Source organism: Thalassotalea euphylliae (assembly GCF_042682785.1).
Lineage (GTDB): Bacteria > Pseudomonadota > Gammaproteobacteria > Enterobacterales > Alteromonadaceae > Thalassotalea_F > Thalassotalea_F euphylliae.
Window position 1 is genome coordinate 1219724 of record NZ_JBHUIB010000003.1, and the last position, 16870, is coordinate 1236593.

The 16870-nt window shown below is 43.1% G+C and carries 15 protein-coding genes; 8 read left to right on the plus strand and 7 right to left on the minus strand.

Translation table 11 applies throughout. The features are described from left to right. Positions 1–38: 38 nt before the first annotated feature. The 5 genes from truB to rimP form a co-directional block, all read right to left on the minus strand. Positions 39–980 (minus strand): tRNA pseudouridine(55) synthase TruB, encoded by a 942-nt coding sequence (gene truB / locus ACFSJY_RS12885; RefSeq protein ID WP_386034885.1) that lies wholly within the window; start codon positions 978–980, stop codon positions 39–41. A gap of 3 nt (positions 981–983) precedes the next feature. Then, the gene (gene rbfA / locus ACFSJY_RS12890) at positions 984–1379 is read right to left on the minus strand and encodes a 30S ribosome-binding factor RbfA (protein ID WP_386034887.1); all 396 of its coding nucleotides are present in this window, start codon (positions 1377–1379) and stop codon (positions 984–986) included. Positions 1380–1468: 89 nt separating this feature from the next. Further along, the gene (infB, locus tag ACFSJY_RS12895; RefSeq protein ID WP_386034889.1) at positions 1469–4132 is read right to left on the minus strand and encodes a translation initiation factor IF-2; all 2664 of its coding nucleotides are present in this window, start codon (positions 4130–4132) and stop codon (positions 1469–1471) included. Positions 4133–4154: 22 nt separating this feature from the next. Further along, on the minus strand, positions 4155–5651 hold the full coding sequence (gene nusA / locus ACFSJY_RS12900) for a transcription termination factor NusA (RefSeq protein WP_386034891.1): 1497 nt from the start codon (positions 5649–5651) through the stop codon (positions 4155–4157). 29 nt (positions 5652–5680) lie between these two features. Next, positions 5681–6136 carry a ribosome maturation factor RimP gene (rimP, locus tag ACFSJY_RS12905; RefSeq protein WP_386034893.1) on the minus strand — a complete coding sequence of 152 codons (456 nt, stop codon included), beginning with the start codon at positions 6134–6136 and terminating at the stop codon, positions 5681–5683. A 454-nt stretch (positions 6137–6590) separates the two neighbouring features. Here rimP and ACFSJY_RS12910 point away from each other — a divergent pair, with 454 nt between their 5' ends. The 8 genes from ACFSJY_RS12910 to nth all read left to right on the plus strand — a co-directional run bounded on the left by ACFSJY_RS12910 (position 6591) and on the right by nth (position 15373). After that, positions 6591–8465, plus strand: coding sequence for an EAL domain-containing protein (locus tag ACFSJY_RS12910; RefSeq protein ID WP_386034895.1), 1875 nt, complete (start codon positions 6591–6593; stop codon positions 8463–8465). 154 nt (positions 8466–8619) lie between these two features. Further along, positions 8620–9201 (plus strand): electron transport complex subunit RsxA, encoded by a 582-nt coding sequence (gene rsxA, locus ACFSJY_RS12915; RefSeq protein ID WP_386034897.1) that lies wholly within the window; start codon positions 8620–8622, stop codon positions 9199–9201. Next, a complete protein-coding gene (rsxB, locus tag ACFSJY_RS12920) occupies positions 9201–9755 on the plus strand; it encodes an electron transport complex subunit RsxB (protein WP_386034899.1) in 555 nt (184 codons plus the stop codon). Before rsxA ends, rsxB begins: the two co-directional genes overlap by 1 nt. 9 nt (positions 9756–9764) lie before the next feature. Further along, positions 9765–12323 (plus strand): electron transport complex subunit RsxC, encoded by a 2559-nt coding sequence (gene rsxC / locus ACFSJY_RS12925; RefSeq protein ID WP_386034901.1) that lies wholly within the window; start codon positions 9765–9767, stop codon positions 12321–12323. A gap of 3 nt (positions 12324–12326) precedes the next feature. After that, complete coding sequence (gene rsxD / locus ACFSJY_RS12930) at positions 12327–13388, plus strand: electron transport complex subunit RsxD (RefSeq protein ID WP_386034903.1); 1062 nt, start codon at positions 12327–12329, stop codon at positions 13386–13388. Then, complete coding sequence (rsxG, locus tag ACFSJY_RS12935) at positions 13388–14029, plus strand: electron transport complex subunit RsxG (protein ID WP_386034905.1); 642 nt, start codon at positions 13388–13390, stop codon at positions 14027–14029. The genes rsxD and rsxG overlap by 1 nt, the downstream gene beginning before the upstream one ends. Then, positions 14016–14720, plus strand: a complete 705-nt coding sequence (locus tag ACFSJY_RS12940) for an electron transport complex subunit E (RefSeq protein ID WP_386034907.1) — start codon at positions 14016–14018, stop codon at positions 14718–14720. The genes rsxG and ACFSJY_RS12940 overlap by 14 nt, the downstream gene beginning before the upstream one ends. 20 nt (positions 14721–14740) lie before the next feature. Next, complete coding sequence (nth, locus tag ACFSJY_RS12945; RefSeq protein ID WP_386034909.1) at positions 14741–15373, plus strand: endonuclease III; 633 nt, start codon at positions 14741–14743, stop codon at positions 15371–15373. A gap of 133 nt (positions 15374–15506) precedes the next feature. Here nth and arsH read toward each other — a convergent pair whose 3' ends face one another. Together arsH and sigZ are read right to left on the minus strand one after the other, a co-directional pair. Then, positions 15507–16235, minus strand: coding sequence for an arsenical resistance protein ArsH (gene arsH / locus ACFSJY_RS12950; RefSeq protein WP_386034911.1), 729 nt, complete (start codon positions 16233–16235; stop codon positions 15507–15509). Positions 16236–16304: 69 nt separating this feature from the next. Then, entirely contained in the window at positions 16305–16844 is a 540-nt protein-coding gene (gene sigZ / locus ACFSJY_RS12955) for an RNA polymerase sigma factor SigZ (RefSeq protein ID WP_386034913.1), read from the minus strand. Positions 16845–16870 lie beyond the last annotated feature (26 nt).

A 16870-nucleotide genomic window follows, 5' to 3' on the forward strand; every position in this document is an offset into this window, starting at 1 on the left:
GCGTATTATAGCGACTCGCCCTACTTTTGCAAGTTGCGCTAGCTTTCTTCTGGCACAACCACAATGCGTTTGGGCGCAACTAAGCCATCATCATTGATTTGGCCAACACCTAAGAATTCACCTAGTTCATCGTAAACTTGAACAAAACCATCTGCTGGAGCGCCAGATGCTTGTACTGGATTACCGTGTCTCAGATATTGAACACTGGCCATATCCACTTCAACGGAAGGCATACCTTCTAAGGCGGTTTCCATTGGAAGCAATACATTATCCAAATACGTAGATGGCAACGTGTCTTCTGATTTTGCTTTGTGCAGTAACTCTTCAAGCGCTTCAAGCGTCACCATTTTATCACGAGGATAATGACCAACACTGATACGTCGTAGCATGCTGACATGTGCACCACAACCTAACAACTCTCCTAAGTCGTCAACGATAGTGCGAATATATGTCCCTTTTGAAACGTGAAGTTCTAAATCGACTTCATCACCCTCATAGCGCAAAACTTCTAGATTAAAAACTTCAATATCACGTGCTTCTCGCGGTACTTCAATGCCTTCTCGTGCGTATTTGTATAACGGTTGCCCTTGGTACTTTAGCGCTGAATACATGGAAGGTACTTGTTGTGACTTACCACGGAACTTATCAAGTGCAGCCATCAATACCTCTTCAGATATATCTACGGGCTTTTCACTAACAACATCACCATCAGCGTCACTTGTCGTTGTACGAATACCGAGCTTAGCAGTAACAACATAGGTTTTATCCGTATCTAAAAGAAACTGAGAAAACTTTGTACCTTCACCTAAACAAACAGGAAGCATGCCTGTTGCCAACGGATCTAGTGCACCTGTATGCCCTGCTTTTTGTGCGAAATACAAGCGTTTAACCTGCTGAACTGCGCTATTTGATGATATTTCTAATGGCTTATCCAGTAGTACAATACCGTTGACTGGGCGGCCTTTACGACGTCTAGCCATTAACTAAGCGTCCTCATCATCTTCAGATTTACCAGCACGGCGCTCGTCTTCAGCTACGGCTTGGTTCACCAAGTTTGTCATTCGTACACCTTCTGCAAGTGACTTGTCATATACAAATCTCAGCTCGGGCATAATGCGCGCTTTAATGCGTTTAGCCAGTAGCGTTCTAATGAAACCTGCTGCTTCATTGAGAATTTTGACTGACTCTTCTTCACTTTGACCTTCAAGTGTGAAGAATGTGACAAATACTTTCGCGTAAGCCAAATCTCTGGTTACTTCAACGGCATTCACTGTCACCATACCTAAGCGTGGATCTTTCACTTCACGCTGAATTATAGTGGCTACTTCTTTTTGAATTTCCTGAGCAACTCGGTCAGTACGAGAAAATTCTCTGCTCATAGATACTCCTAAATATTTTTCAATTGAGATAAAAACGGGGGCAAAGCCCCCATTTAAATTTACTCAGATGAGTCTGTCGTGGTGAGCGCTTAAAGCGTTCTCTTCACCTCAACTGTCTCAAATACTTCGATTTGGTCACCAACTTTAACGTCGTTGTAGTTCTTAACACCAATACCACATTCAGTACCGTTACGAACCTCTTGAACGTCATCTTTGAAGCGACGAAGTGACTCTAGTTCACCTTCGTAAATAACAACATTTTCACGTAATACGCGAATTGGGTTGTTACGCTTGATAAGACCTTCAGTAACCATACAACCAGCAATAGCACCAAGTTTCGGTGACTTAAATACGTCACGTACTTCAGCAAGACCAATAATTTCTTGCTTGAATTCTGGCGCAAGTAAACCGCTCATTGCTTGCTTAACTTCGTCGATTAAGTCGTAGATAACGCTGTAGTAACGTAAATCTACACCTTCGCTTTCGATAACTTTACGCGCAGACGCATCAGCACGAACGTTGAAACCAACAACAATCGCATTTGATGCAGCAGCAAGTGACGCATCAGTCTCAGTTATACCACCTACACCTGAACCAATGATTTTCACTTTTACTTCGTCAGTCGATAATTTCACAAGCGCATCAGAAATCGCTTCTAGTGAACCTTGTACGTCAGACTTAAGTACCACGTTAACTTCTGATACATCGCCTTCAGCCATATCAGAGAACATATTCTCAAGCTTAGCTTTCTGTTGACGAGCTAGCTTCACATCACGGAACTTACCTTGACGGTATAGTGCCACTTCACGCGCTTTCTTCTCATCTTTAACAACAGTAGCTTCATCACCTGATTGAGGAACACCGGAAAGACCTAAAATTTCTACAGGAATTGAAGGGCCAGCTGTCTTGATTTGACGACCTAGCTCATCACGCATCGCACGAACACGACCGTACTCAAGGCCACACAGTACGATATCGCCTTGCTTCAATGTACCTTCTTGAACAAGAACAGTCGCTACTGGACCACGACCTTTATCAAGTTTAGATTCAACAACAACACCGTTAGCCATCTTATCAACAACTGCTGTAAGCTCTAATACCTCTGATTGAAGCAGTACAGCATCAAGAAGTTCATCAATACCTAAACCGGTTTTCGCAGACACGTGAACAAATTGTACGTCACCACCCCAGTCTTCTGGGATGATATCGTGTTGAGAAAGCTCAGTCTTAACGCGATCTGGATCAGCCGTTTCTTTATCCATTTTGTTAACCGCGATAACAATTGGTGCTTCTGCTGCTTTCGCATGCTGAATAGCTTCAATTGTTTGAGGCATTACACCATCATCAGCAGCAACAACGATAATAACAATATCAGTCGCTTTAGCACCGCGAGAGCGCATTGCCGTGAATGCCGCGTGACCAGGGGTATCTAAGAAAGTTACCATGCCGCCGTCAGTTTCCACATGGTATGCACCAATGTGCTGAGTAATACCACCTGCTTCGCCTGCCGCTACTTTCGCTTCACGAATGTAATCTAGTAGTGATGTTTTACCATGGTCAACGTGACCCATAATTGTTACTACTGGCGCGCGAGTTACCGCTTCACCTGCATCACCGCGATCAGATAATACCGCTTCCTCAAGCGCATTTTCTTTAACAAGCACAACCTCTCGACCCATTTCTTCAGCCACTAATGCTGCAGTTTCTTGGTCAATCACTTGGTTGATAGTTGCCATTGCGCCCATTTTGAACATCACTTTAACAACTTCTGCACCTTTAACAGCCATCTTGTTAGCTAGGTCTGCAACCGAAATTGTTTCACCAATGCGAACTTCTTTGTTCTTTGTTTCAACTGGCTTTTGGAAGCCATGCTTCAAGCTTTGAGGTGCAGATAACGTTTTCTTCTTACCTTTACCCATTTTAACAGGCTTGTCTTGTTGCTTTTTCTTCTTGCGACGACGACCGCCACCTTCATCTTGAGCATCAACCTGATCTTCAGCTTCTTGTGCATAAACAGAAGACGTGACATGAACAACATCGTTTTCATGTGCTTTACGCTCAGCTTCTTCTGCTTTCCAGCGCGCTTCGTTTTCTTCCGCTAACTTACGTGCAGCTTCTGCTGCTGCTTTAGCTTCTTCTTCCGCTTTCTGCGCCGCTTCTTTTTCTGCAGCTAGACGAATACGCTCAGCTTCATCAGCTTCAGCTTTTTCTTCTGGCGTCATTGAAGCTTTCGCTTTTTCAATTTCTTCCGCCTTTGCTTTGGCTGCTTCTTTTGCTTTTGCATCTGCTTCAGCTTTGGCTTTTGCGTCAGCTTCTGCTTTTGCCTTAGCCGCTGCTTCCGCTTCTGCTTTAGCTTTTGCTTCCGCTTCTGCTGCAGCCTTAGCTTCTTCTGCTTTAGCCGCAGCTTCTTCTTCCGCTTTGGCCGCTGCTTCAGCGATTTGTTGTTCTTCTAGCTCGCTACGTTTTACGTAAGTACGCTTTTTACGTACTTCTACTTGAACTTGTTTTGCCTTTGAGCCACTACCTACAGACAAAGTCGTTTTCTTTTTACGACTCAATGTCATTTTGCTAGGTTGACCGTCTGAATCATCACCGTGTTGTTTACGTAGATAAGTAAGCAACGCTTCTTTTTCTGATTCAGTTACCGTGTCTTGAGCACTTTTCTTCACACCAGTTTCTTCAAACTGGCTGATTAAACGATCTACCGGAGTGCCTACTTCACTGGCAAGTTCTTCTACTGTTACATCTGCCATCTATTTAATTCTCCCGGCCTTACTATTCTTCATTAAACCAACAAATATTACGAGCAGCCATAATTAGCTCACCCGCTCTGGTTTCATCAATTTCTTCAATTTCAACAAGGTCATCGACACCTTGCTCCGCTAAATCTTCTAGCGTGATAACACCCTTGCTTGCTAAAACAAATGCAAGGTGACGTTCTAAACCTTCAAGTGCTAGTAGGTCTTCAGCAGGTTCTGCATCTTCAAGCGACTCTTCACTTGCTAGTGCTTGAGTTGTTAGCGCAGCTTTAGCTCGTTCACGAAGCTCATTAACAATATCTTCGTCCATACCATCAATATCGAGTAATTCATTGACAGGAACGTACGCGATTTCTTCTAGAGACGTGAAACCTTCGTCAACAAGCACTGTTGCAAATTCATCGTCGATATCAAGCTTCTCTGTGAATAGGTTTAATACCTTGTCATTTTCCGCCTGATGTTTCTCATTCATGTCATCAACAGTCATTACGTTTAATTCCCAGCCAGTTAACTGACTCGCTAAACGAATGTTTTGACCATTGCGACCAATTGCCATTGCTAAGTTGCCTTCTTCTACAGCAATATCCATTGTGCGCTTATCTTCATCAACGATGATTGAAGCAACTTCTGCAGGAGCCATGGCGTTAATAACAAATTGTGCAGGGTTATCATCGAATAACACGATATCAACACGCTCACCACCAAGCTCGCCTGATACCGCTTGTACACGAGAGCCACGCATACCTACGCATGCGCCAACAGGGTCGATACGCTTATCATTACTCTTAACTGCAATCTTTGCACGAGAGCCTGGATCGCGAGCAGCACCTTTGATTTCAAGCATTTCTTCGCCAATCTCTGGTACTTCAACACGGAAAAGCTCAATAAGCATTTCAGGTTTTGTGCGGCTCACAAATAATTGTGCGCCACGTGCCTCTGGCTTGATTGCATAAAGAAGACCACGAATACGGTCACCCGGACGGAACACTTCACGTGGAAGCATGTCATCACGGTACACAATAGCTTCTGCGTTGTTACCTAGGTCAAGAATAACACTGTCGCGGTTAGCCTTTTTGACCACGCCAGTAATAAGCTCACCCACTTGGTCTTGATATGCTTCTACAATTAACGCACGCTCAGCTTCACGTACTTTCTGAACGATAACTTGCTTGGCAGTTTGCGTAGTAATGCGATCAAACTTAACTGATTCGATTTGCTCTTCAACATAGTCGCCTACATTTAGCTCTGGATCTTCAAATTGAGCTGCAGCTAAGCTGATTTCAGCAAACGGGTTCTCCATTTCCTGCTCGTTGTCGTCAATGACTAACCAACGACGGAAAGTGTCGAATTCACCGGTTTTGCGGTCGATTGAAACACGAACACTGATGTCACCTTCGTACTTCTTTTTTGTCGCAGTTTCTAGCGCCGTTTCCATTGCTTGGAAAATGCTTTCGCGCGGCACCGCTTTTTCGTTTGATACGGCATCTACGACCAGTAAAACTTCCTTACTCATGTTCTATAGCCTTCTACATACTCAATAAATTAAAACTGTGGAACTAAATTCGCTTTATCAACTGCACTATGCGGCAATTCAAAAGCTTCTCCGTCAACAACGACAATTAAAGTTTCCCCTTCAATTGCCTCTAGCTGACCTTTGAATTTGCGTCTGCCGTTTAAAGGCATTCCCAACTTCACGTCAACGATTTCGCCGATGACGGCTTCAAAATGGGCTAAATCAAACAGAGGTCTATCTAAGCCCGGAGATGATACTTCTAGGTTATATTCGCTACTAATTGGATCTTCAACGTCCAATATTGCACTCACCTGACGGCTCACTTCTGCACAATCATCAACCGTAATGCCGTTTTCTGTATCTATAAACAAACGCAGCGTGGAATGCTTACCTGCACTGATAAACTCAATACCTAATAAGTCTTTGCCAAGTTGTTCGACCGATGGACGAAGCATTTCAGTTAGTTTTTGCTCAAATTTTGCCAAACTAGAATTCTCCAGATATAAAAAAAGGGCATAAAGCCCAGCGATTGATTTGCTGCTGTTTGCCAATAAACTCGACAAACAAAAAAGCCCCAACACAAGGGGCTTTAATTTCACTGAGCCCATTGTGTTCACTGACCATAACTTCAGTGAAATAACCGCGTAATTAAAACAAACAGCGTGGTGTTCATCTCTCAGTGCAATTATGCGGTTGTTCGATGGGGCGAATTATATAGTTTGCCTACATCATAAGCAAGTCTAAATATAGAAAAAGCATGGATAACACTTCAAACAAGACAATAGGCCTGAAAGCGCCAAAAATCGTTACAAACTGTCGGAGTTTTTTACAAAAATGACCAAATATTATTATTATTTACAATAGGTTAGAATTAATACAGCTTTCGTGTTATAAATAAAAATAGCATCTAGTTCTAATCGTAGGAATATCGCGCGTATTATGTATACCTTCTCACAACTATTGGCGAGAAATATATTATTGGGCATTGTTTTTATTTTGATAACGACAGTGTTCTCTGTGTTATTGCTCGCAGAATACACAGATAGAATGAAAGCGCAGCACCAGCAAACTGTCTCAGCCATAGCGAAGCAGATGGGTAACAACAAAGAGTTAGCCAACGTATTGCGTAAGGGTGCGTCATATAATCAGTTAGTCATTAACACGTTTAGTGGCGACAAAATTTATACCTACACTAATCCAAATCCCGGCTTTACCTTCCCAATGACTCAACCGGGAAATGTTAAGATCTCGCTAAAAGCAGAAAACCTTTCGATCAATTTCACGCTTGATACGTCACGAGAAACCCTTTTAATAGCGAAGTTACTTGGGGCTATTGCAGCGCTAATCATCGTTTTAGTTGTGTTAGCGAGTGTTATGAGCACCAAACGCAATGCAAAATTTATGGCGATTATCAGCCATCAAATTAAGAAAGATTTGTCACTACTCTCTGAAAAAGAAGAAAGTGACTACGATGATGTTATTGATATCCCTGAGTTAAAAGACGGCATTCGCGAGATTAAGCAACTTATAGAGTCGCAAGTCGCCTCGTCTACAGTACTTGAAAAAGAAGCCTATACCGATCACCTAACTGAATTAGATAACCGAAATCGTTTCGTCCAGTTCTATGAATCAACAATGAGCAAAAAAAGCTCTGTAAAATTTGGTGTACTAATCATTACTCGCTGTAGCGAGTTGCAAACGGTCAATCAAATTCATGGGTATAACGAAGGCGATACTTACATCAAGAACGTTTCAGGTCTTATTAAAGAAGCTGTAAGTAGTTATCGCTCTGGCCGCCTATTCCGTCTAAACAGCTCTGATTTCGCAACAATTCTGCCAAACATTACGTTGAAAGAAGCAGAGAATTTCGCCGGTGATTTAACACACCGTTTTAATGGGTTTCAACAAGGTTCTGATCTAGACTCTGTTGCCTACACAGGTATGGTTTATTTCGATCAAACAAAACCTTTAGGCGAATTATTAGCACTAGCCGATACGGCTATTAGTATTGCCCAAACGCAACACATCAATGCATGGTACGTGCAAAAGGATGTTGATGCGCTGAAAAATAATGATTTCAATCAAGGTAACCAAAACTGGCGACAAGAAATTGATAATGTCATTGAAAATCAACGTGTTAGCCTACTCCTTCAACCTATTCAACCGACAACACGTAATGCAAAAGTATACGGTGAAATACTTGCGCGTTTCTTAAATGCCAATGACGAAATGTTGCCGACAGCATCGTTCATTGCGATGGCAGAAAAACTCGATAAGATAGCGGCTGTCGACAAGCTGATTATCGAAACCGCAGTTAACGAGATTGTTTCTAAGAACCTATTAGAGCAAAGTTTCGGCATCAATATCAGTGCCCGTACAATATCAGATGAGCATTTCCTTATTTGGTTGGAAAGAAAGTTACTGCGCGAGCCAAAGGTAGCACCTCGCTTAGTATTTGAAATTACCGAATACGGTTTACAGCAGAATATTAAAATCAGTAAACGCTTTATAGATATGGTCCATCGTGCGGGAGCGCGAGTGACGGTTGAACGGTTCGGTGTTGGCTTGACCTCATTCAAGTTCTTTAGGGACTTAAAACCAGATTTTATAAAGATGGACAGTACCTACACGCGTGACATCGATGAAGACAAGAACAACCAGTACTTCTTGCGTTTGATGGTTGATTTGGCACACCGCCTCAGTATTCAAGTTCTCACCGAAAGCGTAGAAAGCCAAGAAGAGAAACATACCCTAGAGCGATTATTTATCGATGGCTGTCAAGGTTTTTACATCGGTAAACCCAAACCTCTGTAAGTTACTACTTTCAAAAAGGCCCGCAACAGGCGGGCTTTTTTAATTTTAGTTTACACGTGTCACATTTTTCATAATAACCCTACCCTTCATAAGTTGTTAATTTTCTTGTAAACGACGATAATATGGCGAATTTGTCTGAATCTATCTCGTTTGTATGACCGAATATTTGCTGCTGCTCATTGGCACAGTACTAGTGAATAATTTTGTATTAGTGCAGTTTCTGGGACTCTGCCCATTTATGGGGGTATCGTCGAAAACAGAAACCGCTATTGGCATGTCATTAGCGACAACGTTTGTTATGACGTTGGCTTCGCTACTAAGTTACATCGTCAATACCTATATACTGTCGCCGCTTGGCCTAGAGTATTTAGAAACAATGGCATTTATTTTGGTTATAGCTGTTGTTGTACAGTTCACTGAAATGGTCGTGCATAAAACCAGTGCAAACTTATATCGTTTGCTAGGCATATTCTTACCACTTATCACAACAAACTGTGCTGTTCTCGGAGTTGCATTACTCAATGTTATTGAACAACACAATTTCTTTGAGTCCATTGTTTATGGTTTTGGTGCTGCTATTGGCTTCTCACTTGTACTAGTGATGTTCTCAGCCATGCGAGAAAAATTAGCAGACGCCGACGTCCCTACTCCATTTAAAGGTTCAGCAATTGCCATGATAACCGCAGGCCTGATGTCTCTCGCATTTATGGGTTTCACGGGGCTAGTAAAACTATAATGAGTATTTTAATCGCAATTATAGTGCTGGGCGTAATATCAGCATTGTTTGGTGGATTGCTTGGTTTCGCCTCAGTTAAATTTAAGGTTGAAGGCGACCCTCTTGTCGACCAACTTGACGCCCTGCTGCCACAGACACAGTGTGGTCAATGTGGCTACCCTGGCTGTAAGCCTTATGCAGAAGCCGTAGCAAATGGTGAAGCAATCAATAAATGTGCGCCTGGTGGTGATGACACCATCAAAAAAATAGCAGATTTAATGGGTGTTGACCCCGAGCCTATGGATGCAAATCATGAGGCCGATAACTCGCCGAAAGTGGCATTTATCATTGAAGAAGATTGCATCGGCTGCACGAAATGTATTCAGGCATGCCCAGTAGATGCCATTATCGGTGCCGCAAAGCAAATGCACACGATTATTGCTGACGAATGTACAGGCTGTGACCTCTGTGTAGCGCCTTGCCCAGTAGATTGTATTGAAATGCGTCCAATCCCAAAAACCACCAAAAACTGGCAATGGGATTTAAACGCCATCCCCGTAGTAGAGCTTGATTAGGTATTTTGCGTGCAAGACATCATTCAACGAATCGACAATAATCAGTTCTGGAAATTTCATGGTGGTATTCATCCGCCAGAACAAAAGTTTTTAACGAACGATAAACCCATACGCCCTTTGCATTTGCCAGAGCAACTAGTCATCCCTGTGCAGCAGCACATTGGCGTGCCAGGTGATTTATTAGTAAAACCTGGTGATAAAGTATTAAAAGGTCAAGCATTAACAGCCCCTTCGACACCTATGGCTGTGCCCATTCATGCACCTACAAGCGGAAAAATCGACAAGATTGATTTGCACGTTATCGCACATCCCTCAGGGCTGAGTGAGTTGTGTGTTTTCATGACCCCGGATCATGAAGAGACCTGGCGAGAACGCCACATATGCCAAGACTTTACCGATTTATCTCGACACGACATCATAAAAAGAATCGCGAACGCAGGTATTAGCGGCATGGGAGGCGCAGGCTTCCCCACACACATCAAAGTCGACAGTAAACCAGATTTAAATTTTCTGATCATTAATGCCGCCGAATGTGAGCCCTATATCACTGCCGACGATTTATTGATGCAAGAACACAGTGTCACTATATCGCAAGGCATTAGTATTCTGAGGCACTTACTTGAACCGAAAGTTATCCTTATTGGCATAGAAGACAACAAGCCAAAAGCAATAGAAGCGATACGTGAAGCAACAAAACATTTAAAAGAAGTTCGTGTTTGTGTTACGCCAACTCAATACCCAATGGGTGGTGAGAAACAGCTGATCAAAGTCCTAACAGGCAAAGAGATCCCAAGTGGCTCCTTGCCAAGCCAGCACGGTATCGTGATGCAAAACGTTGCCACGTGTTTCGCGATAGCGGAGGCCGTTATACATGACATTCCGCTGATAAAACGTGTTGTGACCATTACCGGCCAAGGCCTAGATAAACCTCAAAACATGTGGGCCGCATTAGGTACACCAGTAAAAGACCTAATTAGCTACTGCGGCAACAATCAATCGACGTCTCAAAAGGCAGTGATAATGGGAGGCCCGATGATGGGCTTTACTTTGCCAACTGACAGAGTTCCCGTAGTAAAGATCACAAACTGTGTGCTTGTACCAAGTAATCGAGAGCTCAACCTTAACAATAAAGAGGTTGAGTGTATCCGCTGTGGTCAGTGTGCAGAAGTATGTCCAAGCCAGTTACTACCTCAAGAGCTACAGTGGTCAGCAAAAGCGAAAGATCACGACAAGTTAAAAGCACTTAATTTGTTTGATTGTATTGATTGTGGTGCATGTGCGTATGTTTGTCCGAGCCATATACCACTGGTGCAATACTACCGTGTAGCGAAAGCAGAAATCCGCGAACAAGAGTTAATGGATGTTAAAGCGGAGAAAGCTAAAGCGCGCTTTGAAGCGCGCAAAGCTAGACTCGAACGTGAAAAGCAAGCGCGTGAAGAAAAACAACGCAAGGCCTCAGAGGCGCGCAAAGCAGCAATGAACTCGACCCCTGAAGGACAAGGTGCAAAATCTGCGGTCGCTGCGGCACTCGCCCGTGTTAAAGCGAAAAAGGCACAACAGGACGAATCAGAACCAACAAACACTGCGCAACCTGTTTCTAATACTAAGTCGGCTGCAGCAGCTGCAATTGCTCGAGCAAAAGCTAAAAAAGCGGCTAAAGCTGCAGAGCAAAATAAAGTGTCTGAGAACAGTGTTAACAAAGAACAGTCTGAGCCGTCACAAGCCGCTGATGTTTCTGATAAAGCAGGCGTCAGCAAAGATGATCGTGTTGCGGCCGCAATTGCACGTGCAAAAGCAAAAAAGGCAGCCAACAAAACAGCAGCTGAAATCGAGTCGCGCGACAGTAATGCTCAGTCCACCGCTGTTCAATCAAACGTTGAAGAAACACCTACCAAAGAAAAGCGAGTTTCAGCAGCGATAGCCAAAGCAAAAGCCAAGAAGGCCGCTCAGAAAGCGAGTAAAGACGGTGAAACTGATACACAGTCAGCGACGGCTGCTGAAACTGAAAAATCAGAACAAACACCGACAAAAGAAAAACGAGTTTCAGCAGCGATAGCCAAAGCAAAAGCCAAAAAAGCGGCACAGAAAGCAAATGTCGACGCTAACCCAGACGAACAAGCAACGATAAAGGCTGACGTTGATAAGTCAGAGAACTCAGCGTCTAAAGAGAAACGAGTAGCTGCAGCAATTGCCAAGGCAAAAGCTAAAAAGGCAAACAAAAGCGCTAAAAGTGAAGTCACAGAACAAGCCAGTAAAGGCTTAAACGAAACTGTGGCTGCAGAACAAACACAAACGGGTACAGGAAATACAAACGCCACAGTGAAGCAAGTAGATACTGAAAGCTCAGATGATACGGCTGCAAAACCATCTGATAAAAAGGCTAGAATCGCTGCTGCCGTTGCAAAAGCGAAAGCAAAAAAACAAGCGCAAAGCCCTGAAGCTGTCTCTGAACCTGCCACTACCGAGTCATCAGATGTAGAAGATACTCAATTAGCGAAAAAAGCACGTATAGCCGCGGCGGTAGCCAAGGCGAAAGCAAAGAAACAACAACAAACAGAGTCAAAATAATCTATGGCATTTTGGATAGCGAGCTCGCCACATAATCATATTCAAAAGCGCACTTCTGCCCTTATGCGCTTGGTTATTTTTGCAACAGTGCCTGGCGTACTGGCTCAGTGGTACTTTTTCGGTTGGGGCAATTTAATTCATATTGGCTTGGCAACGTTAACGGCACTGCTTTGCGAATTTTTTGTTTTATCGATTCGAAATAAAGAGATTAAGCCAGAACTTCTCGATGGCAGCGCCATTTTAACGGCGGTATTGCTGGGTATTTGTTTGCCTGCTATTGCACCGTGGTGGATATCGGTTCTCGGCAGTATGTTCGCTATCGTTATCGTCAAACATTTGTATGGCGGGATTGGACATAATTTGTTTAATCCAGCAATGGCAGCGTATGTGATGCTGCTCATCTCTTTCCCCGTTCAGATGACCACCTGGTTACCGCCAGCACCACTTATGGCAATGGAGCTAAGCTTGATGGATACAGTTGCGATGATATTTACTGAATCAACGCAGCTAGGATATTCAGCAGAACAGTTAAGAACGCATATTGACGGGTATACCATGGCTACGCCTCTTGATACGCTAAAAACCTCATTAACTACAGGGTTAACTGTGGCAGAGTCGTGGCAATCCCCTGTGTTTGGCGATTACTTTGCGCTTGGCTGGGAATGGGTTAACCTCGGTTTTTTACTTGGCGGCATCATATTGTTGATAACTGGCGCTATCCACTGGGCAGGGCCTGTTGCATTCTTAGCTTCGCTGTTTGTATGCTCACTTATTGCATACACCATTAGCCCTGATTTAAATCCTTCAACCATGTTTTATTGGTTCTCAGGTGCAACCATGTTGGGCGCTTTCTTTATTATCACTGATCCTGTTTCAGGCGCTACGAGTGTAAAAGGACGTATTGTCTTTGGTGCGTTAACGGGTCTACTGGTATTCCTTATTCGTAAATTTGGTGGTTATCCTGATGCGGTGGCATTCGCCGTATTACTTTGCAATATGGCTGCCCCGTTAATCGACGTGTATACCCGCCCGCGCACCTTTGGTCATCAAGCGAGGGCAAAATAATGAAAATAGCCATTCAAAGTAATGCCCAAATTCTTGCGTTATTCGCCATGGGAGCAACGGCCCTAGTAGGTATAACCCATGCATTAACGGCAGATAAAATCAAAAGCCAAGAGCAGAAAGAACTGCTTTCCACTTTACATGCTATCGTGCCAGATGAAGCGCACGACAACGACATGTCATCAACGTGTACGATTATTAATGACCCGCTATTAGGCACAAGCGAAGATCAAATTGCCTATCTTGCAACGATGCAAGAAAAGCCGGTTGCAGCGGCAATGACAACGGTTGCTCCAGATGGTTACAGTGGCAAAATTTATCTTATTGTTGCAATGAACATGGATGGCAGCGTGTCAGGTGTTCGAACACTCAAGCATAAAGAAACACCGGGACTTGGCGACAAGATTGAAGAACGCAAAAGTGACTGGATAACACTTTTCTCTGGGCAGCCTGAATCATTGATTGAAAGCCCACGTTGGGCGGTTGAAAAAGACGGTGGTGTGATAGACCAGTTTACTGGCGCCACCATTACCCCAAGAGCTGTCGTAAACGCGATTAAAAACACTGCACAATATTTCAAACAAAACAAAGACAAGCTATTTGATTTAACTAACGCGTGTGGAGTATCAGATGAAGTTGAATGAAGAATATCGCGAGTTAGCATGGCAAGGTCTTTGGAAAAATAATCCTGGCCTAGTTCAACTGTTGGGGTTATGCCCTCTTCTCGCCGTAACATCGACAGTCACTAATGCGTTAGGTTTAGGCTTAGCTACGTTACTTGTACTCGTGTGTTCGAATACAACCGTATCCGCAATACGTCAATGGGTACCGAAAGAGATACGTATCCCAATTTTTGTATTGGTTATTGCCGCATTTGTGACTTGCGTGCAGCTTCTTATGAATGCTTACACCTTTGGTATTTATCAATCACTAGGTATTTTCTTGCCATTAATTGTCACTAACTGCGCGATTATCGGCCGCGCAGAAGCATATGCGTCAAAGAACCCGATGAAACAAGCCGCTTTTGATGGCTTTATGATGGGGTTGGGTTTTGCCGCTGTACTTGTTGTCTTGGGGGCAATGCGAGAGGTACTTGGTCAAGGTACACTATTTGATGGCGCGCATTTACTGCTTGGTGACTGGGCAAAAGTGCTTCGCATAGAAGTCATGACGTTAGACAGCCAGTTTCTGCTCGCTATTTTGCCACCAGGTGCCTTTATCGCTATGGGTCTTTTAATCGCATTCAAGAATGCCGTTGATGCAAACCTCGAGGCTCGTCAGCCGAAGCAAGAAGAGCAAGCAATTGAGCGTGTACGCGTAAGTTTTGATTCATAAATAACAACAAACAAAAAACAATGAACAAAGAAAAAAGACTAGAGATACTGACACGATTACGTGACGATAACCCTAACCCAACAACAGAGCTAAACTTTTCGAACCCATTTGAGCTGTTGATTGCAGTTTTACTCTCAGCGCAAGCGACGGACGTTGGCGTGAATAAAGCCACAGGGCCTTTGTTTGCAGTTGCCAATACGCCGCAAGCCATCCTAGATCTCGGTCTAGATAAACTAAAAGACTACATAAAAACGATAGGGCTATTTAACACTAAGGCCGAAAACACGATAAAAACGTGTCAAATGCTAGTCGACTTGCATGGCGGCGAAGTACCAGAAAACAGAGAAGCATTAGAAGCACTTCCTGGCGTGGGAAGAAAAACCGCTAATGTTGTCTTAAACACAGCATTTGGCTGGCCTACAATCGCTGTTGATACCCATATCGACCGCGTATCAAACCGTACAAAATTCGCCATGGGTAAAAACGTGGTGGAAGTAGAAAACAAGCTACTTAAAGTTGTACCGAGGGAATTCAAAGTCGACGTGCATCACTGGTTAATTCTTCATGGCCGATATACCTGTACGGCACGCAAACCTAAATGTGGCGCTTGTATTATTGAAGACTTGTGTGAGTACAAAGATAAGACAGAATAATGATTCAAGTGTACAGCTGGCGACGAACTATCACTAGCTGGACACTTGTTAATATCGGCACGTAAAATTAAGGCCTTTTGAATGTCGCTTCAACGTTACTTGCTAACGCTATATATCCATTTCAATGTTTAATTTAGCAACATGAGATCATTTGCGGTGTAGACTCAACCACATTGGATTGCTGGACTTTAGCGTCCACAGATTGCTTAACATCCTCTTGCCTTTCGCTGTAACGATTGACCAACCAATCTAAATTGTCTCTGGTGAGTAAGGTAAATTTGAACAGTTCTTCCATTACATCCACTACCCTAGCGCGGAACGGTGATTCTTTCATAGAGCCATCGTCATTAAACTCTTGCCATGCTTTGGCAATTGACGATTGATTAGGAATAGTAAGCATCCGCATCCAGCGGCCAAGTATGCGCATATTGTTGACTGCGTTGAAACTCTGTGAGCCTCCAGATACTTGCATAACCGCTAACGCTTTTCCTTGCGTTGGCCGAACTGCTCCATCCGACAATGGAATCCAATCAATTTGATTCTTCAATACCGCTGACATGTTGCCGTGAATTTCAGGTGAAGACCAAACTTGTGCTTCTGACCAATTAACAAGTGACCGTAATTCTTGCACTTTTGGGTCATTCGAAGACTCACCATTGTCAAACAAAGGTAACCCTTTTGGGTTAAAAAGTTTTACTTCAGCCCCTAAATGCTCAAGGATAAAAGCGGCTTCCTTGGCAGCATTGCGGCTCATTGATGAATCTCTGAGTGATCCGTAGAGAATTAAAATTCGCGGTTTATGCGCACTAATGACAGATTGAGGAGGTGTTACGATAAAGTCATTTCTACTTAAATAGTTCATTATATTTTACATCTAGGTTAGTTATATTCACCTATACAGACGTAATGAATCACGAAAAGACGAAATTATTTAGCAATTATTTTTGTTTGTTGGTTTTCGCTGATATTCAATGAGATTTCCGAATTTGTCTGTTTTAAAATCACAGCATAAATCGAAGAGTAACTTTAGTTCAGCTCGACTTTTTTGGAGCCGAGATTTATAGGTAGAGTAGCTTATGCCTAACTTTGCTGCCGCTGACTTTTGCGACTCCCCTTCTAAGTCTATTTTTCTTATTAAGTCTGCTTCGTCTGTTGGCATAGCAGATAAAAACGGGTCAATGCACTTAATTAAATCTGATTGAATTGAATATTCAGGTTCATCAATCACATCAACGAGTTCAATTGCTTCAACTTTGCCCGTTTTACGATAGAAATCGATTACTGCATTATTGGCTATTTTAAATAACCACGCTTTTACATTTTCCTTATCTTGTAAATGAGGAAGGTTTAAATGCGTTTTCAAAAGAATATCCTGCAATAGCTCCTCCACATCGCCATGATTGGAGATTTTGGCGTGTAAAAATGCTTGCAGGTTAGTTTTATAATCAGCCCAAATCTGTTCTATCGACATAATGTAAACTGAACACTTCTGAAAAT